The sequence below is a fragment of the Lacticaseibacillus pantheris DSM 15945 = JCM 12539 = NBRC 106106 genome (assembly GCF_001311175.1).
GTDB lineage: Bacteria > Bacillota > Bacilli > Lactobacillales > Lactobacillaceae > Lacticaseibacillus > Lacticaseibacillus pantheris.
The window spans coordinates 1-19,118 of record NZ_BBAI01000007.1; the positions used below are offsets into that span (position 1 = coordinate 1).

Below are 19,118 nucleotides of genomic sequence, written 5' to 3' on the forward strand. Positions count from 1 at the left end.
CTGCGCGACGACTTCTGAAACTGACCGGTGGTTTTCCGGGCAGGTTCAGAATCGCACCGGAAACTCACCCGGTCTTGGTGAGTTGGAGGTTTCGCCCTAGCAGTGGATTACCATGGAGTACCCCACGTAAGCCGCAGCTCACCGGGCCGGCCTACGCTGCCGCCAACCGCCAATGCCAATGCCAACGCCAAGCTTGCACAATCGGCCAGGGGGAAGTACAATGTACTATCCATTTCATAGTGCACGTACAAGAGGAGGCTAGCAATATGCAGAACGCATCCCGCGCTGACGAACAGCGACGCGTCGACCACGTAATTGACCGGCTCCACCACCGTCTCGGCGTGGTAGCCGACCAAATTGACCAGGCCCACGCAGAAACCCGCGACGTTGAACAAAACTACGGCGACAACACCAAGGTCAACATCACCGAGGTGGACGACCGGATGGAAACCAACGCCGCCGTCCAGCAGCAAAAGCAACTGGTGGCCCGCGCCGTCGAGAACGAGCAAATTCTCCAAAAGGAACAAGCCCGCCTCACCCGCCTGGCCCACTCACCCTACTTTGGCCGCATCGACATCACCGAGGACGGCGCCGACGATACCCTGTACATCGGGACCGGCACCTTCCAGGACAGCGACAACCAGTTCCTGGTGTACGATTGGCGCGCCCCCGTGGCCTCCATCTACTACAACGGGACGCTCGGACCCGTCGACTACAACACGCCGGTCGGCACCGCCCACGCGACTTTGAACAATAAACGCCAATTTCAGATTGAGCACTGCGAAATTCGCAACATGTTCGACACCAGCGAAACCGTCGGGGACTCCATCCTCCAAGAAGTGCTGGGCGACGCCAGTTCCGAGTACATGCAAAACATCGTCGCCACCATTCAGCAGGAACAGAACACCATCATCCGTGACACCAGTTCCGACCTCCTGCTCGTACAGGGGGCCGCGGGGTCCGGCAAAACTAGCGCCGTGCTGCAGCGGATTGCCTTCCAGCTCTACCACAGCCGGTCCACGTTGGACGCCAACCAGATGGTGCTGTTCTCGCCCAACAAACTCTACGCCACCTACATTTCACAGGTGCTGCCGAGCCTCGGCGAAAAGAACATGATTCAGACCACCCTGGTCGAATTTCTCGCCCGGCGGCTCACCGGCCTGCAGGTGGAAACCCTCTTTGACCGCTTTGAGCGCGACGAATCGTCCTTCCCCGAGGCCGCCAAAGCCATGCGGCGGGTCAAAGAGAGTGCGGCATTCATGGACGCCGCCCGGGTTTACGCCAAGCATGATGCCGAACCCCACTTTGTGGACGTCGACCTCAACGGCGAAACCTTCTTTGCTGCCGCCAACATCCAGAAAATTTACGACCGCCTCCCGCGACAGATGACCCTCGCCGATAAGTTTGCGGCTACCCGTAAACGCCTGATGAAGCGTCTCAACACGCGCATTGGCCTGGAAACGCACCAGGACTGGGTGGACGACATTCTCGCCAGCCTCAACGAGGAGCAGGTACAACACTATATCGGCAACCAGCGCTTCGAAAATGGAGCCGACGAGTTGCGGGCGGTCGCACGGGCCGTCGTGGCCGAACGCTTTGCGCCCGTCTACACCGCGCTCTACGACGACTACTTCTTTGACCCCTACCTGAACTACCTCGACTTCCTCCGTCAGTACCCCCAGACCGTGGTGGACGCGGCCACCTGGTCGGCGATGTGTGACGCCGTCGGTCTGGACTTAGAGTCGCACCGCCTGCGTCTGGACGACGCCGCTCCGCTGATGATGATTCGCGACGTTCTCACTGGTGGCGGCCAAAATCACGCCATCCAGTCCGTCTTTGTTGACGAGATGCAGGACTACAGCATCGCCACCCTGAAGTACCTGCACCACGCCTTTCCGCGCGCGCAGCTCACCTTTCTGGGTGACGTTGCCCAGGACGTGTTCACCGGCGACTACACCGACGGGCAAAATTACCTGGCCGACCTCCAGCGCGACTTTGCGGATCTCCATCCCCGCCTCGTCACGCTCGACAAATCCTACCGCTCCACGCGCCCCATCACGGACTTCGCGAACGCCCTCATTCCGGCTGGCAAGGACATCACCGCGTTCAGTCGCACGGGCGTCCTGCCCCAGCTGATTACGGTGCCGCAGCGGACCTACCAGCCGGTACTTTCGACGCTGGTCAACCACCTGCTGCAGCGGCACCCCACCGTCGCAATTCTGACCAAGGATGCGGCGACGGCACGCAAAGTCGCACTGGGGCTCCAAACCGACGTGGACGTCACCCTGCTCAGCAAGGACGACCACCAACTCAGCCGCGGCTGCGTCGTCCTCCCGGTGTACCTCGCCAAGGGCCTGGAGTTTGACGCCGTCATCGGTTTTGACGTTTCTGCGACCAGCTACACCACTCCGGGCGACCGGGATATCCTGTACACCCTGTGCACCCGCACCCTGCACGAGCTAGTGCTAGTGGCCCGCGACGCCCCGTCACCTTTGCTCAAAGACGTACCGGCAACGTTATACACGCGGCTCACCGGTGACGAATACCTACACCACGCCGCCGAAGAACCCGCCAACGCCGAACCTCAGCCTTAACAGAAAGGATCGTCCATGAGCAAACACTTTTCAACCACGCAACGGGTATTGGGCTTCCTGCTCGCGTTCATTATGTACCAGCTGGTGGACATGTTGGTATTGCCGTCAGGCCGTCACGAGACGCCGGTGACCATCACCATCACCGTTGTGGGTTACGGTATCTTCATTGCAGTGCTCGTCTGGATGTACCACCGCTACGCCGCAACCCAGACGCCGCCCGACCACCGGCAACCACTACTGAGCAAGCGCAACTGGCAAGCGCTGCTCGGGGGGCTGGCCATTATTGTAATCGTCCAGGTGGCCGCCTGGCTGGCCGCGACGCACCACCTTGCACCACAAAGTAGCAACCAGACCGCCGTGGTCAGCTACCTGAACCGCATTCCGTGGAGCATGTCGCTGTCGGTGGGCCTGTTCTCACCCATTATCGAGGAGCTAATCTTTCGCGGTATGCTCATGAACGCGTTCACGGCGCGGCGTACTCGCAGTAGCCGCTGGTTCGCTGCGATTGTCAGCAGTATCGCCTTTGCGTTAGTGCACTCCCCTGGCGATCCGATTAACTTCCTGACGTACTGTGGCCTGGGTGCCGGCATGGCCTTTGCTTACGCCTGGAGCGATGATGTGCGGGTGGGGGCGGTGCTACATGTGCTCAACAACTGCTGGGCACTATGGTGAACGGGTAGACTTGTCGCCGTCATGCGGCACGGGATATAATATGTATGCGGTGCTGCTACACCGCAGCGTACGTAGTTAGTACGGTTGGCCAAGCTAATTACCCGTGCGGGTGGTTAGCTTTTTTTTACAATTGCGAATGCTTGCGCCAGATTAAGTGCGGCACGCGATAGTGTTAATATCGCGTGAGCAATTTCCCGCACCATAATCGCAGCGGCGACAAACAATACTGCCACAGCTGTGCTACCTTTCTAATTTTTTTTGGTTGTGCATGGGCATCACCATCCTTACCCTAAATAAGGTGTGATGGGTATCCCGTGTACTAACCCCCACGTACTAGAACCCGCCCTCACTGGACGGGTTCTATTTAGTAATTTCGCCAAATCTCTCAATTTGATTGTTCACGCGTCATCTTTTTTTTCGTTCTTTGCGCGCACTACAATAACGTGGACGCCGTACCTTTGCCTCACAGCAGCGGTCAACTTTTCATCTGTTAACAAAAATAGTTCATCACACCTTATGCGTGCGAGGCCGTCGACCCTACCGATCAATTTTGGTGGGGCTTTTTTGGTTCAAATTGTCCACGAGTTTACAGTTTATCCATAGCACCCAGGTAGTCAGCGAAATTTGCAAAGTGTTCAACCCTACCAGCCTTTACGTCCACTAGGGCATCCGCCAGCGTCTCGGGCAAAGTGTTGGCGGCGCTCGGCGTAAAGGGCATCCCCCCATCGTTGACTACTTGATGCAAAAATATGTTAATCCCCGTACTGAGATCCATACCCATCGATTCGAAAGCATCCCTGGCCAATTGTTCAGTTTCTTGATCCGTCCGAACTTGCACAACCACCCTAGTTTTTTTTGGAACCATTATTCGATTCTGACAGAATGCATCACCCCCTCATTTTGTGGATATTGTATAAAAGTATAGGCAACAGCCAATACCTAGCACATGTTTGTACCGCCAATAGTTGATAGTGGCTGCACAGTGTCTGCAAAAATGCAAAAATTTTTGTCATCAACCAACATCTACCGACAAACAAACCATGGGGGCAATCGCGGGCTCGTACTCTGCCGCCCAGCAAAACACTACTACAGTTTATTCTGGTTCTCCTCCGCTACCCATTGGCCCTTCCTACGTAAAGTCCACTGCCGAAACGCGCAAAAAGGGGCAACAACCTCCATCTAACAACAAATAACCCATGGGACCAAGTGCGGGTCCCATGGGTTATTTGTCGTTAGATTACGGTTGCTGACCGCCCCTTTTTGCGCTCTGCTCTGCCACCTATCGGACTTGAACCAATCACCTCAGCCTTACCACGGCTGCGCTCTACCTCATGAGCTAAGGCGGCGTGAAACCAAACTGGTCGCCTTAATAATATACCGAAACGGGTCCGAAGCTTCAACTAATCCGTAGTCTCACCAACTAATCAGCTACTCAGCTTCCGCCAAACTGGCTGCCAGCTCCACCCGTAGCCGCTTCGCCACCGCCTTTGCCTGCACAAAGTCACATAACTCAATCACCGCACGCAGCCGTTCCCGTCCCGCCGCCGTCGACATCTCCGGACTGTGAATCATGTACAACGCCCTTAATCCCTGTAACCGCAACTCTTCGTACGGGCCACCAGCCAAAGCCGGTATTGTACGCACAGCATCCAGCGCCTTCTTCATCAACGGCAACCGCCCGTCCGCAAACGATAACTGCGCCACCATCAACAACGCCCCAATCTGCCGCCGCTGACTCTGGTAACCCAACCGCGTCTGGACGTCGAACGGCTGAATCAGCCCCGACCACATCGGCTCTACGTCATCCAAATTCAGTACCGTGGTCAACCCGTACGTGAACAACGCAAACTCATAATGGCTCCACGCACCATGCGCCCGCAGAAATCCCCGCAACCGCTGGCCCTCCTCACTGGTCCTGTGCGCCGACGGAGAGGCCGCCAAAATAATCGCGCGGTGCTCCAGCCACTCCTCGTGCGTCTCATCAAAGCGGGCGCGGTACCGGTCCGCCAACATCCGCAAACGTACCCGGCCAGCCGTACCGTACAAAATGCGCTCGCGAAGCCCCATGAAATCCTCGAAGCTGGCGTTAGGCTCCGGCACCATAACACGCAAATACTCCTGATAGGTCGCTGGAATCCGGTCCAGCATGTTGCTCAACCGGTCCACGGTAATTGCGTGACGACCCCGCTCAAAGCGCGACAGTGCCTGACGGTCCGCGTCGTTGTCCACCAACATGAGCTGTGACACCGCGTTCGCCATCCGTAACTCCCGAAAAGCGATGCCATACCTAGGCTGTACCATGGTTGTCATCCCCAATCATTGCAAACATCGCCCTTATGTGCTCCGCAAATAGTTGGTACTCCACTTTGTCATCCAGTATTTGCCACGCTCGTAGCACCTGGTCGCGCATCCGTTCGGCCTGCGGCACCGCCCCCTGTGCGTACGCCACCCCGGCCTGCACCTTGCGCACCATCAACCGTTCATACATATCTGCGGGCCGTAGCTGCCGGTCCACCTTTGCCAGCCACTCACCCGCTAGCGTCGCCGACCCCAGCACCACCTCGGCCTCGGCCAGGCACACCACCGCGTACGCCGTCGTGCACGGCCGCAGGTACCGCGCGTACGACCGCACGTAGGGTTGCTCCAACAACCGCGTCACCGTCTGGATGCGCAGGTCCTGGGGCAAAGCAAAGGCGGCCAGCGAGGCCACGAGATTGCTAAACATCCCCGGGCGTACGGCACGGCGGAGCACCGCGGTGACGGCGGCCAAAGACGTTCCGGTCAAAGCACCCCGCTGGTCCTCCTGGTCGAGCAACACGATACCGTTAATAGCCATGACGGCCGGTTGCGCTGACGGCGGGGCCATCGCCACAGCCGCGTCAATATCAGCTGGCCGCAACCGCCACGCTTCGGTTAGCTGGTACGCCCACCAATCCATCCAGTTGAGGTGGTCGCTTCCGGCGGCCGCCACGAACTCACTCAAACTGACGTGAATGTTGCGCAACAGGGAATCCAGCCGCTCGAAACTAATCTGGGATTCGCCCCGTTCAAATTGGGATAAAAACTGTACTGATACTTCCGCACCGGACGCCGCCTTGAGACTGTAGCCCTTGGCTCGACGTAACTCGCGGTAGGTATAACCAAAGTTAGTCGTTGCCATAATAGTTCACCCTCCTAAGTATTATTGTAAACGCTTGGGAGGGTGAATTGGTACCAATATTTAATAGATTGCTTTGTTATTTTGCGCCATTCACTTCGGCTTTGAACTCATCCACAAAGTCGTGCATGACCTGTTGCCGGTGGGCGCCAATTCGCTGGGCTGCAGGGGTGTTCAGTTGATCGACCAATTTGAAGAGTTTTTCATCAAAGTGGTTCAGAACGGAGCTCGTGTGCCGGTACTCGCTACCACTGAGCTGACTGCGTACCTCGCCGCCGTACAGCTGACTCCCGTGGGCGCCACCGTAGTAGAAGGTCCGGGCAATCCCGATAGCTCCGATGGCATCCAACCGGTCGGCATCCTGCACCAATTGGCCGTTCAGGTCCAGTGCAACGTCGTGGTCGAGGCTGTAATGGTACGACATTTGGTCGATGATACTGAGGATGGCGTCGGCGCTGCTTTGGTCAAATCCGGTATCCGCCAAAATGCTGGCCGTTTTGCGGCGGGCGGCGGGGACGGACTCCACGAGTTTATCGTCGTAGGTGTCATGCAAAGTCGCTGCGGCAACGACAATCAATGCGTCGGCCTCGGGAGTGTCGTGCAGCAACAGGACGGCGTTCGCGAGTACGCGGTTAATGTGGTCCAGCGAATGTCCGGTGCGGTCGGCGGCCAGCACGCTCTCGGTGTAGGCGTACAGGCGGCCGAAGCGCTCCTGCTCTGCGGGGGTCAGCAACTTAATTTCTGGTGTAGCCATCTCAAAAAAACTTCCTCTCCGATTTGTTCTACTGCTTAGTATACGCCAGACTGCAGGTAATTGGTGAGGTGTTGTCGCCGTAGTGGCGTGGTGGTTCCGGCCGAGGGGGTGGTGCCCATGACCGGAGCTGTGAGAACTTATTTTAGTCAACCAATCGCATGTCCTTTAAAGCTATCACGCCCAATGGAGTACCGTCACCTTCAGTTGCTCGCCCGCATACGAATACGATACTTGCTGAAATTACGTTAGAGGTAGCCTGTCATGGACGAATTTGTGCGGGCCGCAACCGTCTTCCTTCAGCAAACACACCTAACATCAATAGATTGCTCTCGACTGCTCGAATCTACGTCCAAATCACGTGATGGTTCTTGCACACACGTTGCATTACATCTCTACAGTTGCGTGGCCACTGGCGGCTGCGTTGCTTGCTGAAGGTATGCTGATGGTAGTCGGCCACGGGCGGGTTAGCCCGGAGCGGAGCGGGGGTACGGTGTGGCTGCTGTATGGGGATGCGCAGCAGCGCCGTAGGAAATTAATGCCAGTTGGTGCGTCAGCACTTACTGGCACTTATTGACGTACGGCGAGACCAGCTCAGAGACTGCGGGCCGGTTTTGCCCGTAGGCTTTGAGTGGCGGCGGAAGACCGCGGCGGGTTTGCGCGGGCTGGAGCGTCTCCCTTTCAGCAGTCACACCGTACCCCCGCGGGAGCGCAGGGTTAACCCGCCCGTAGCCAGCCATCACCAGCGCACCGGAAGCAATCACCCCCGCCACCCGTTGCCAACACCAAAAAAAACAGCGCCCACCGAGGTGGACGCTGCGTGTGCGGAACCGTTACTTCTTGGTGACGGATTCCATGTCAATCATGTTGTTTGGACCGTAATCGTAGTTGCTGATCTTGGTGTTAGTCAGGTGCGCTTCACCGGTCTGGTACAGAGGGATAACCCCATTGTCCTTAGCCAGGATTTGCGTAGCCTTAACCAGGTCTTCCCAACGTTTGGAAGTGCTCGTGGCGTCGGTCGTCTTGGATGCCTGAACGTACTTGTCGTATTCAGCGTTGCTCCACTGACCGAAGTTGTAAGAGTTACCCGTAGTTTCCAGGTCGAGGAAGCTGATGGCATCAGGGAAGTCACCCTGCCAGCCACTAACCACCATGTCGAAGTTGTGCTGTTCGGACAGCGTAATCCGCGTCTTGAACGGAACGGACTTCGTCTTAACCGTAACCTTAGCGTCGCTAGAGCTCAGCTTTTCAAAGGCGTTCTGCAGGTATTCAGTCGTGGACTTGGCGGCGTCGGTGTCATCAGAAGTGATGGTGAAGCTGAATGAAGTCAAACCGGCTTCCTTCATACCTTCCTTGAACAGCTGCTTAGCCTTGGACAGGTCGTAATCGTTGTACTGCTTAACGCCCTTCGTTGCGGCAGCCGCAATGTCAGTGCCGTCAGAGTTGTACATGGACTTGTATGGCAGGATCGTGTAAACCGGACGGGAACCATCGCCCAGAACCTTGTTGATGAACTGAGTACGGTTGATTGACAGGGACAGAGCCTGACGAATCTTCTGGTTCTTAAATGCTGGAACCTTCTTCTGTTCCATTTCCAGGTACGTCGTCCGTCCCTGAACCATCGTCTTGTAGGACTTGTCGTTCTTCATCTGGGTGGCAGTGTCACCAGAAATGACGGCGTCGTCCAACTTGTTGGACTGGAACAGGTTAACGGCGGTGGAAGTATCCTTAACCACGGTCGTCTTAATCTTGTCGAGCTTGACGTTCTTGGCGTTCCAGTAACTCTTGTTCTTAACTTCAGTCCAAGTGTTGTTGGAACCATTCCAGTTAGTCAGCTTGTATGGACCGGAAGCGGTGATGTATTTGGATGCAGTACCGAACTTGCTGCCGTACTTCTTCACGACGGACTTTTCAACCGGGTTGAAGGTTTGCAGCGTGATCATCTTCTGGAAGTAAGGCATAACGCGGTCCAAAGTTACGACCAGCTTGTACTTACCTTCGGCCTTAACACCCATGGTTGATGGGTCTTTCTTGCCGGCGATGATGTCATCTGCATTCTTAATACCAGAGAAGATGTAGGAATATTCCGACTTCGTCTTTGGGTCAGCCGCACGTTCCCAGGAATAAACAAAGTCCTGTGCGGTGATTTCCTTACCGTCAGACCACTTAGCGCCCTTACGGATAGTGAAGGTGTAGGTCTTCTGGTCCTTGGAGACCGTTGGCTTCTTGCTGGCCAAGTCGGGTTCCAAGTTCTTACCCTTGAACCGGAGCAAGCCGGCCGTGGTGTCCTGCAAAGTCTGCCCAGAAATAACGTCGGTAGCCTGTGCTGGATCCATGGTCTGGATAACGTCCTTCACCATGCGGGTCATTGACTGTGACTTGCTGGAACTAGAACTGCTGCTCCCACAAGCGGCCAACAATACCACCATGGTGGTTAACATGGAGCCAAGCAAAAGTGGCTTCTTTTTCATGAATAATTGCCCCCTAATGTATGTACAGTGATTACATCTGTGCGTTTATGTAAATGATAATACGCTCATTTTCTCTTCATGTCTACACATTTTAGTCACATTCTAGTATAAAAGTTCAAATTTTGCACTCATTTAGCGATTTTGTTCACCACGGACATGGCAATTAGGCGCGGGCAGCTCTCATTATTGGCGCCAAAAATGGCTACCACTTTCCCGCAGGAATGGTGGTAGCCACTCTCATTACATTATTTTTGGTAGTAAGCCGTCGCCCAGTTAACCAAACCGTTGGGATTATTGTAAACGGCTTTGAGGCTAGTCTGCTTCACCCGCGCCTGTCCGACCTGGTACAAAGGCACCGTGGCCATCTCCCGCGTAAGGAGCTGGTCGGCTGCCACGAGGTCCCGCCACCGTCGCGTGACGTTGCCCGCGTCCGTGGTCTGTGCAGCGTTCACGAGGCTGTCATACTCCGCGTTGCTCCACCCGGCGTAGTTATTGCTGTTACCAGTAGTAAACAGGCTCAGGAACGTTACCGGATCCGGGTAGTCAGCCGACCACGCCGACACGGCCACGTCGAAGTCACCCGCGCGTAACCGGTCCAAGCGGTCATCTAGACTGAGTGGGTCAACCTTGACGGTCACGGTAGCGCCGTCCTGACTCAGAGCGGTCAATGCCCGCTGCAAGTATGCCAAAGTAGCGCGGGCGCTGTCAGTATTGTCGCCCATGACGGTTAAAGTTAAGTTAGTCTGCCCGGCCGCAGCCATCCCCGCCTTGAATAACTGACGGGCCTTCTGTAGGTCGTACTGACTGTACTGGGCCACACCGTCCGCCGCGGCGGTCGCAAAGTCGTTGCCGCTGTGCTCGTTATAAAACATTCCGGCCGGCACGATGGTGGACAAAGGCTGCGAGCCATTACCCAGCACGCGCGTGACTAAGGCTTGGCGGTTAACCGCCATCGAAATTGCACGTCTGACCGACTGGTTTTGCAAAGCCGGCACGCGGGACTGGTTCAACTCCATGTAGTAGCTAATATTTTGCTTGGCGGTATGGTACCCCTTGAGCTTGCGCGCGGTCTTAGCCGCCGCGCCACTCACGGTCACATCATCCAGGTCGCCCCGCTTAAACAACTTGAGTGCACGCTGACTCGACTTCACCACGCTGTAGGTTAACCGTTTGATGCGGACAGTCTTCGCATTCCAGTAGGTGGGGTTCTTGGTCTCCACCCAGCGAGTCTCGCCCTTACCCGCCCACTTAGTCAAACGGTACGGGCCGTTAAAGGTGAGCGTGCCCGTATTGGCCCCAAACTGGTCGCCAAACTTAGCGACCTGGCTCCGTTCAACGGGATCGAAAACCGCCATGGTCAACATGCTCTCAAAGTACGGTACGGCCTTCGTCAACTGCACACGCAAAGTGATCCGGTTAACGGCCGTGACGCCCAACTGCTGCGGCGCGACTTTGCCCGAACTAACCTCCTGGGCGTGACGATATCGTCAAACGCGTACGCGTAGGGTGACTTCGTGGCCGGGGTAACGGCGCGGCGCCACGCATAGACAAAGTCCTGGGCGGTCACCCGGTTGCCGTCCGACCACCGCGCATCCTTGCGGAGGTGGAAGGTATAAGTCTTCTGGTCGGACGAGATGGTTGCCATCCGCGCCGCCATATCCGGCTGTAGCTGCTTATTGCTGTAGCGATACAGGCCGGAGTATACGTCCATCATGGTTTGCGCACTCACCAGGTCACTAGCCCGGGCGGGATCCATGGATTGTAGGTTACTAGTCTGCATTGCGTTGACGGTGGTACGCTGACGGCGTTGTTGGCCACCACAGGCCACCAACACTACCGCTAATAACACGAGCCACAAACCCGCCAATACGGACCGCTTCTTCATCCCCAAAATCCTCCCGATAATTACGTTGCTTTAACCACACGCTAATCAATTATACAGTGTTTCACAGACAAACACCACCATCATGTTCACGATTCGTGGACAAATTTTGTGCACCTACTCATCCAACAGTGGGTGCAGCCCGCGCCCACGCACTCACCCCAGGGACACAAAAAGCGCAACCCGGAGGTCACGCTTTAAGTCTAGGTATTAGCTTTACTTAACGGAAGCCTTAACCCAGTTGATCATACCGTTAGGGCTGGTCGTGACACCAGACAACTTAGTGTTGCGCAGGTGTGCGGCACCCAGCTGGTACAGAGGAATGACACCGGAGTCCTTAGCCAGAATCTGGTCGGCCTTAACCAGGTCGTTCCAACGCTTCGTGGTGTTCGTAGCGTCAGTATCCTTAGATGCAGATACGAGGTCGTCGTACTGCTTGTTAGTCCAACCACCGTAGTTGTAGGAGTTACCAGTAGTGAACATGTCCAAGAAGCTGATAGCGTCTGGGAAGTCAGCAGACCATGCTTCAATGGCCATGTCGAAGTCACCAGCAGTTGACAGGGACAGACGGGTCTTGAACGGTACGGACTTCGTCTTAACGGTCAACTTAGCGCCATCCTGAGACAGCTTACCAACAGCGGACTGCAGGTAGTCCAGCGTGGACTTAGCAGTATCCGTGTCGTCACTCAGCAGGGTGAAGGTCAGGTCGGACAGACCGGCTTCCTTCATACCTTCCTTGAACAACGTCTTAGCCTTGCTCAAGCTGTAGTCACTGTTCGTCACACCCTTAGATGCGTCGGTAGCAAAGTCCTTGCCGCTGTCGTTGATCATCATGTCTTCTGGCACAACGGTCTTGGATGGAACGGAACCATTACCCAGAACCTTCTTGATGAATTCGGCACGGTTGATGGACATGGAGATAGCCTGACGAATCTTCTGGTTCTTGAAGGCTGGAACCTTCTTCATGTTTGGTACCAGGTAGTAAGTGGCGTTCTGCTTAACAACCTTGTAACCCTTGTCGTTCTTAGCCTGGGCTGCAGTGTCACCAGTAACGGTAACGTCATCAGCCTTGCCGGAAGTGTACAGGTTGTACGCGGTGTTGTTTTCCTTGATCACCTGGTACTTAACCTTCTTGATGGAAACCTTCTTGGCGTTCCAGTACTTGCTGTTCTTGGTCTCGGTCCAAGTATTTTCGGAACCAGTCCACTTGCCCAGCTTGTAAGGTCCGTTAAACGTCAAAGTGTTGGCGTTGGTACCGAACTTGGAGCCTTCCTTCTTAACCTGGGATTCTTCAACCGGGTCAAAGGTCTGCAACGTAATCATCTTTTCGAAGTAAGGCATAACCTTGTCGAGTTGAACTTCCAACTTGGTCTTGCTCAGGGCCTTGATACCCAGAGTCGAAGGATCCTTCTTGCCGTTGATGATATCGTCGGCATTCTTAATGCCAGAGAAGATGTAGGCATATTCAGACTTCTGCTTTGGATCGATGGCGCGCTTCCACGCGTACTCGAAGTCCTGTGCAGTCACCTGCTTGCCATCGCTCCACTTAGCGTCCTTACGCAAAGTGAAGGTGTAGGTCTTCTGGTCCTTGGATACGGTTGGCATCTTGGCCGCCATATCTGGTTCCAGCTTGGTCTTGTTCCAGCGGAACAGACCGGAGTACACGTCGGTCATGGACTGACCAGAAATGACATCAGTTGCCATTGCTGGGTCCATAGTTTGCAGCACGTCACCCTGCATGTATGTAACGGATGACTTCTTGCTAGAAGAACTTGAGCTTGAACCACAGGCTGCCAACAAGGCAACCATCGTGGTCAGCATCGCTCCCAGCATCACTGACTTCTTTTTCATAGTTGTTTTCCCCCTACTATGCTTCAAGATGAACCTATTGTACACCGAATTCTCACTTAACACTAGTTTTTGCCACATTTATATATCGTTAACCATAGAAATACATGAGTAAAACAGGAATGGTTTGGTAGCGTTTCCGTGCGCGCACCGTTGCACGAAGTAGCCGGCAAAGCCCGCCACACGCCGGGCAACCGCACCCTGAGCTTTAATAAAAGCGGCCTCGGGGTTGCCCCCGAAGCCGCTAGATATTAGTTTTGTCTGCATTTTATATTAAGTCGTTCAAATTGCTAATTTGTTGTGCAAATGCGCGCTGCTTTTGTTCCCGCGGTGCGATCGGGTGGTTGAAGAAGAACCTTGCGCCCGCGTCGCCCCCGCCTGCCGTGCCAGCTGCAGGTCCGTATAGGTTTCCACACCCTCAACCGTAAACTGGACGTCATGCTGCGCCGCCAGTTCGGCCCATGGACGCATCTGCCCCAGTAAATCGTCGGTGTGCCCCTGTTCACGGAGGTTTTGCAACGCAAACTTGAAGATATCCACGTTAGGGGCCAGTTGGGCCGCCAAGTCCAGATCGTCAATGTCGGAGCCGACGTCATCTAACGCAATCAAAATACCGTGCTGGTGGTACTCTGGCGCCATGGCCGACAGCTCCGTCAGCGTCGGGGCCGTCGTTAGTTCCACGGTCAGCTCAATGAGCTCGGGCGTCTGCGCCACAAAGCGCGCCAACCGTTGCACCACGCCCCGGCTCGCAAACTGTTCCGGCGTGAGGTTAATGCCCACGCGCTTAACCTCCAGATCCTTCAACGCTTCTTTGAGCATCCGGGTCTGCATCCCCACCGAAATGTCGAATGAGTTCGGTAGGTACCACTCATGCGTCTGAGGCGACCAAGCACGCAACAGCAGCTCATACTTTTCCACTTTGCGAGTCGCGACGTTCACGATGGCCTGGGCAAAATAAGTGTACGTATTCAAAGACTATTCCCCCTGATATTAATACTGACGCCCCCACTCCCCAGTAGCGCTGAATCTATAGTACTAATTACACATCATTTTACTGCAATTTGACGAATAGATGTGCATGTCGCACGATAAATAATTCAATATCGTCGTGTTATGCAAGCAAAGGCGCGCCACCCATACGGATAGCGCGCCCGCTCGATTTAACCTAATTTCCGTATCAACTACTCAAAATCAATCTGAGTTGGTTGCGCCGGCTTGCCAAACAGGAAGCCCTGCACGTTAGTAATTCCCATTTGCCGGGCTACCTGCAAGTCACCGTCGGACTCCACGCCTTCCAGCGTAAACGTCCCGCCGGTGTCACGTGCGAGCGCCTGCACTGGTGTGCGGCGCTGACCCACTGCTGGTCCTCACCGCGCGCACGCAGCTTCTGGAGCGCAAACTTGAAGCCGTCCAGTTGACTAGCCACACGTGCGGCATCGCTACTATCAGCGTCCTGCGCGTCACCCAGTACAACTTTGACCCCACCATCATGATAGGTCGGCATGACGCTCGCTAGTTGCGCGGCTGACGGCAGCTCGGCCAGCTCAATCGTCAGTGTACCCTGACCCTGCTGGTTCCGCGCAAAGCTGCTCAGACGCTGCACCACGGTGTCGTCGGTAAACTGACTGGTCGTGAGGTTGATACTGATGTTGCCCGAATCCAAACTCCGGAGTGCCTGCTGCATCAACGTTGTCTGCATCCCTACAGTAATCCCAAAGCTGGATGGTAATACCCAGTTGTTAACCCCGCTGTCCCACTGCCGAAGCAACAGTTCGTACTGAACCGCTTCCTGCGTCTGGGCGTCGGCAATCTTTTGGGCAAAGTAGGTGTAGGTAGACTCGCTACTACCACCAGGGATCCGGTTTTGCGACTGCTCACCCACGTTGAGGATCGTCGCGGTCACACCGGCCGGCGTTACCGCCCGCTGGGCCACGGCATCCGTGCTGTTCGCGTTGAGGGCATCGGTGATATCCGCGCCCACATTGGCCGTAACGTCACGTTCTGCTGCATCAGCCGTCGAGGCCACCGACGTAGCCGCAGCCTCACGCTCAATGTTGGCGGCCATGGAGGCTACGTCTGGCGTGACCCCAGCCGCACTAATCGGCGTCGCGGTGTTCGTGGCTACAAGCGGTGTGGCCGGTGTGCTGCTACCAGCTTGTACAGCCGGTGCAACTGGCGTCGTTGTTGTCGGTGTTACTGCCGGCGTCGTTGGTGTTGCCACAACGTTTGGTACGACCGGTACCGTCGCGGTAGTTGTCGTGGTGCCACTCGGCGTGGTTACCGGCGCTGTAACTGGTGCCGTTGGTGTGCCACCGTTATCTGGTGTCGTGGCCGGCGGCGTTGTTGTGCCACCGTTATCTGGCGTCGTGGCCGGAGGCGTTGTTACGCCACCATTATCCGGTTGGGCCACCGCCGTGTACGTAACCGTCACGCTGGTGTCCTGCAAAGCCGCGGTGTTGGTTGCGCCCAGTTCTACAGCTGCAACGTTGCCGCTGGTCGTGTAACCCGCCAAAGTTGGTGAGGCCACCGCGGCGTAACCGTCCGTGGCCGTGGCGATACTGCCGCCAGTCGCCAGGTCGGTGACCACCCGCCAGTGCGCAACTTGCGTCACGCTGGCCGGTGCCACACCAGCTTTGCCATCAGCCGTGACGTAATTAATAGTCCGCGTCGTCGTGGCGTCACCGTACTGCATGGCGTGCGTCAGGTGGACCGTCACGTCGTCACTATCATCATCCGTCAGGCGGTAGTTGACCGCACGGCTTTGTCCGTCCGCCAGCGCGTAGTTGTCCGGAACGGTGACGGTGTACACGCCGCTCTGGTTCATCGTACCGGTAATGGTGTCGGTGCTTAACGTCGTGCCCGTCACGTCATCAACGTAACGCACCGTCAGTTGTTCCGCGTTGGCCGCATAGTGCACCGTCACCACGGCATCGCCATCCGCATATTGCGGAGTTGCTGCCGTAACCCGTGCCGTATCAGCGGTGTAGCCAGCCACGGTCGGTGTTGCCACCGCCGCGTAATTGCCCGCTGCCGTCGCCGTCGTCAAGCCAGTCACGTCGTCCGTACTCGTGGCGAACACCACGGTCTGGATCACGCTAGTTGGCCCCGTGGTGCCGCCACCATCGACCACGTAGTTAATGGTCCGCGTCGTCGTGGCCGTGCCCGCCGTAACGTGGTGGGCCAAGTGTACGGTCATGTTATCGCTCGCATCTGTTGCAAAGACATAGTTGATGCTGCGACTTTGCCCGTCCGCTAACTGGTAGCCGTCTGGCACCGTCACCGTGTAGGTGCCCGTGCCATCAACCTGCCTAATGAGCGTCTGGGACTCAACCGTCGTACCATCCGTGTCGTCCACGTACGTCACCGTGATGTCCGCGTCGTTCGGCGTGTACGTCACGGTTGTGGTAGTGTCCGCCAAAGCCTCGACGGCCACCGGACCCATAACCTGGGCGTCAGTGCCATGGTCAGCCGTATAACCAGCAACCGCTGGCGCGCTAACCGCACCGTACGCTTCCTGCGCGGTGGCGTAACTAGCGCCAGTCACCGCATCGGTGGTCACGTTCCAAGTGACGGTCTGCACAACGCTAGCCGGGGCCTTCGCCGTGTCGCCGCTCACCACGTAGTTAATCGTCCGCGTGGTCGTGGCGGTACTGTGCCCAACCGCATGGGTCAGGTGGACCGTCACGTTATCGCTGTCGTCGGCGGAAAAGGCGTAGTTAACACTGCTACTTTGCCCATCAGCCAACGCGTAACGCGCGGGCACCGTCACGTTGTACGTGCCCGTACCGTCCGTCGTACCCTTCAGTACAGCGGTCGTGACGGTGTTGCCCGTCACATCGTCCACGTAGGTCACGGTCAAAGTGGCCGCGTCGGCCGTGTAGTGCACGGTGGTAGTGCTATCCGCCAGCTGCGTAGCTTCGACTGCACCCAGTGCCATCGCTGCCACGTCGCCGCTAGCCGTGTAGCCCGCGACGGCTGGTGACGTCAGCGCCGCGTAGCCGTTAGTCGGCGTGGCGACACTCGCACCAGTGACCGCATCAGTGGCCACGTTCCAGGTGACAGTCTGTACAACGCTGGCCGGAGCCTTTGTCACGTCGCCACCATCAACCACGTAGTTCACCGTCCGCGTCGTTGTCGCCGTGGTGTGGTTAACCGCGTGCGTCAGGTGCACCGTCATGTCGTCGGTAGCGTTAGCCGCAAAGGTGTAACTCACCTGAGCGGACTGTCCATCAGCCAGGCTGTAGTGCGTCGGTGCCTGCACGTTGTACGTACCGTACCGTCCGTCACGCCCGTCAGCGTAGCGCTCGTCACCTGCTCGCCGGTGACGTCATCAACGTATCGGACCGTCAAAGTGGCGGGGTTAGCCGCGTAGGTCACGGTCACATCGGCCGCATCACCCGGCATCCCCGTGGTGGCGGTCGCCCGTACCGCGGATACGTCGCCATCAGCGGTATAGCCGTTGACGGTTGGGGAAGTTACCCCAGCGTATTCGCCCTGTGGAGTCGCCGTAATGGTACCCGTCACTTCATCGGTGGCAACGTTCCAGGTCAGCGATTGGGTGACGCTCTGCGGGTTCAGTTCGGCTTTGCCCGTCACCACGTAGTTCACCGTCCGCGTGGTCGTGGCGGTACTGTGCCCAACCGCATGGGTCAGGTGGACCGTCACGTTATCGCTGTCATCGGCCGCAAAGGTGTAATTGACGCTGCCACTTTGGCCGTCAGCGAGCGCGTAATGTGCAGGAGTCGTCACCGCGTACGTGCCCATACCGTCAGTCTTGCCCGTGAGCTTGGCCGTCGTGACCGTGTCGCCAGTGACATCGTCCACGTACGTGACCGTTAGCTCAGCGTCGTTGGCCGTGTAGTGCACCGTCACCTGGCTGTCAGCCAAGTCGGCGGTGTCCACGCGCCCAAAGTTTGGGCCGCGACGTTACCGTCAGCCGTATATCCGGCAACGGTTGGTGCATCCACACCCGCGTACGTCCCGGTGGCAGTTGCCACGCTCGCGCCGGTAACGGCGTCAGTCGCAACGTTCCACGTCACGGTCTGCACAACCGGCCGTGGTGCCTTCGTAGTATCGCCATCATCGACGACAAAGTTAATCGTGCGCGTGGTCGTCGCCGTACTGTGCTCGACCGCATGGGTCAGGTGCACCGTTACGGCGTCGCTGTTATCGGCCGCAAAGGTGTAGTTGATACCGCGACTTTGACCATCAGCAAGCACGTAATGTGCCGGCGCTGCCACCGTGTAGGTACCCGTGGCGTCCGTTGTCCCCGTGAGGGTGTGCGTGGTGACCGTTTGACCGGTCACGTCGTCCACGTAGGTTACGGTCAGATTAGCCGCATTCGCGTGGTAAGTGACGGTTTTGCTGGTGTTCGCTAGACGCGCGGTCGTCGTCGGGGCGAGGGCCTCGGCATTGACGTTGCGGTCGGCCGTGTACCCAGTAACTACGGGTGAGTCAACCTGCGCATACTCGCCCGTTGGGGTGGCGTAGCTGGCGCCGGTGACTTCGTCCGTGACCACGTTCCAGGTGATTGTCTGGATCGCAGCAGTTGGCGCTTTAGTCGCATCCCCGTCGGCAAAGGCATAGTTAATCGTTCGCGTAGTGGTTGCGGTCGTGTGCGCGATGGCGTGCGTCAAGTGCACCGTCACGTTATCGTTGTCATTGGTCGCAAAGGTGTAATCGAACTCACTGGCTTGACCTTCCGCCAAAACGTAGTGCGTTGGCGTCTGGACGCTGTACGTGC

General features: G+C 56.8%; 14 protein-coding genes and 1 tRNA gene. 2 read left to right on the forward strand and 13 right to left on the reverse strand.

The genetic code is table 11. The features are described from left to right. The first annotated feature begins 266 nt into the window (after window positions 1-266). Both helD and JCM12539_RS03835 read left to right on the forward strand, forming a co-directional pair. A complete protein-coding gene (gene helD, locus JCM12539_RS03830) occupies window positions 267-2,594 on the forward strand; it encodes an RNA polymerase recycling motor HelD (RefSeq protein ID WP_054649384.1) in 2,328 nt (775 codons plus the stop codon). A 15-nt stretch (window positions 2,595-2,609) separates the two neighbouring features. After that, entirely contained in the window at window positions 2,610-3,266 is a 657-nt protein-coding gene (locus tag JCM12539_RS03835) for a CPBP family intramembrane glutamic endopeptidase (protein ID WP_054649386.1), read from the forward strand. Window positions 3,267-3,852: 586 nt separating this feature from the next. Here the strand turns inward: JCM12539_RS03835 and JCM12539_RS03840 are convergent. The 13 genes from JCM12539_RS03840 to JCM12539_RS03905 form a co-directional block, all read right to left on the reverse strand. Continuing rightward, window positions 3,853-4,104, reverse strand: coding sequence for a type II toxin-antitoxin system RelB/DinJ family antitoxin (locus JCM12539_RS03840; protein WP_162204014.1), 252 nt, complete (start codon window positions 4,102-4,104; stop codon window positions 3,853-3,855). Window positions 4,105-4,539: 435 nt separating this feature from the next. Then, window positions 4,540-4,612 (reverse strand) — tRNA-Thr (locus tag JCM12539_RS03845). 82 nt (window positions 4,613-4,694) lie between these two features. Beyond that, complete coding sequence (locus tag JCM12539_RS03850; protein ID WP_054649390.1) at window positions 4,695-5,567, reverse strand: transcriptional regulator; 873 nt, start codon at window positions 5,565-5,567, stop codon at window positions 4,695-4,697. Continuing rightward, window positions 5,554-6,426 (reverse strand): helix-turn-helix domain-containing protein, encoded by an 873-nt coding sequence (locus JCM12539_RS03855; protein ID WP_054649392.1) that lies wholly within the window; start codon window positions 6,424-6,426, stop codon window positions 5,554-5,556. The genes JCM12539_RS03850 and JCM12539_RS03855 overlap by 14 nt, the downstream gene beginning before the upstream one ends. Window positions 6,427-6,502: 76 nt before the next feature. Continuing rightward, window positions 6,503-7,156, reverse strand: coding sequence for an HD domain-containing protein (locus JCM12539_RS03860; RefSeq protein ID WP_082405333.1), 654 nt, complete (start codon window positions 7,154-7,156; stop codon window positions 6,503-6,505). Between the two features lie 851 nt (window positions 7,157-8,007). Then, the gene (locus tag JCM12539_RS03870) at window positions 8,008-9,645 is read right to left on the reverse strand and encodes a peptide ABC transporter substrate-binding protein (protein ID WP_054649396.1); all 1,638 of its coding nucleotides are present in this window, start codon (window positions 9,643-9,645) and stop codon (window positions 8,008-8,010) included. A gap of 245 nt (window positions 9,646-9,890) precedes the next feature. After that, complete coding sequence (locus JCM12539_RS03875) at window positions 9,891-11,045, reverse strand: peptide ABC transporter substrate-binding protein (RefSeq protein WP_263849740.1); 1,155 nt, start codon at window positions 11,043-11,045, stop codon at window positions 9,891-9,893. Beyond that, on the reverse strand, window positions 11,036-11,530 hold the full coding sequence (locus JCM12539_RS14545; protein WP_054649400.1) for an ABC transporter substrate-binding protein: 495 nt from the start codon (window positions 11,528-11,530) through the stop codon (window positions 11,036-11,038). Before JCM12539_RS14545 ends, JCM12539_RS03875 begins: the two co-directional genes overlap by 10 nt. A gap of 213 nt (window positions 11,531-11,743) precedes the next feature. After that, window positions 11,744-13,378, reverse strand: a complete 1,635-nt coding sequence (locus JCM12539_RS03885) for a peptide ABC transporter substrate-binding protein (protein WP_054649402.1) — start codon at window positions 13,376-13,378, stop codon at window positions 11,744-11,746. A 279-nt stretch (window positions 13,379-13,657) separates the two neighbouring features. Continuing rightward, complete coding sequence (locus JCM12539_RS03890; protein WP_054649404.1) at window positions 13,658-14,347, reverse strand: EAL domain-containing protein; 690 nt, start codon at window positions 14,345-14,347, stop codon at window positions 13,658-13,660. A 289-nt stretch (window positions 14,348-14,636) separates the two neighbouring features. Further along, window positions 14,637-17,636 carry a beta strand repeat-containing protein gene (locus JCM12539_RS03895; protein ID WP_156302051.1) on the reverse strand — a complete coding sequence of 1,000 codons (3,000 nt, stop codon included), beginning with the start codon at window positions 17,634-17,636 and terminating at the stop codon, window positions 14,637-14,639. After that, window positions 17,585-18,262 (reverse strand): mucin-binding protein, encoded by a 678-nt coding sequence (locus JCM12539_RS03900; RefSeq protein WP_162204018.1) that lies wholly within the window; start codon window positions 18,260-18,262, stop codon window positions 17,585-17,587. Before JCM12539_RS03900 ends, JCM12539_RS03895 begins: the two co-directional genes overlap by 52 nt. Then, window positions 18,244-19,083 carry a mucin-binding protein gene (locus JCM12539_RS03905; protein ID WP_054649410.1) on the reverse strand — a complete coding sequence of 280 codons (840 nt, stop codon included), beginning with the start codon at window positions 19,081-19,083 and terminating at the stop codon, window positions 18,244-18,246. Before JCM12539_RS03905 ends, JCM12539_RS03900 begins: the two co-directional genes overlap by 19 nt. Window positions 19,084-19,118 lie beyond the last annotated feature (35 nt).

Bases quoted from the DNA above. Each gene is read 5' to 3' on its own strand.
- helD (WP_054649384.1), top strand. From the start codon at position 267: ATGCAGAACGCATCCCGCGCTGACGAACAGCGACGCGTCGACCACGTA.
- JCM12539_RS03835 (WP_054649386.1), top strand. From the start codon at position 2,610: ATGAGCAAACACTTTTCAACCACGCAACGGGTATTGGGCTTCCTGCTC.
- JCM12539_RS03850 (WP_054649390.1), bottom strand. From the start codon at position 5,567: ATGGTACAGCCTAGGTATGGCATCGCTTTTCGGGAGTTACGGATGGCG.
- JCM12539_RS03855 (WP_054649392.1), bottom strand. From the start codon at position 6,426: ATGGCAACGACTAACTTTGGTTATACCTACCGCGAGTTACGTCGAGCC.
- JCM12539_RS03870 (WP_054649396.1), bottom strand. From the start codon at position 9,645: ATGAAAAAGAAGCCACTTTTGCTTGGCTCCATGTTAACCACCATGGTG.
- JCM12539_RS14545 (WP_054649400.1), bottom strand. From the start codon at position 11,530: ATGAAGAAGCGGTCCGTATTGGCGGGTTTGTGGCTCGTGTTATTAGCG.
- JCM12539_RS03885 (WP_054649402.1), bottom strand. From the start codon at position 13,378: ATGAAAAAGAAGTCAGTGATGCTGGGAGCGATGCTGACCACGATGGTT.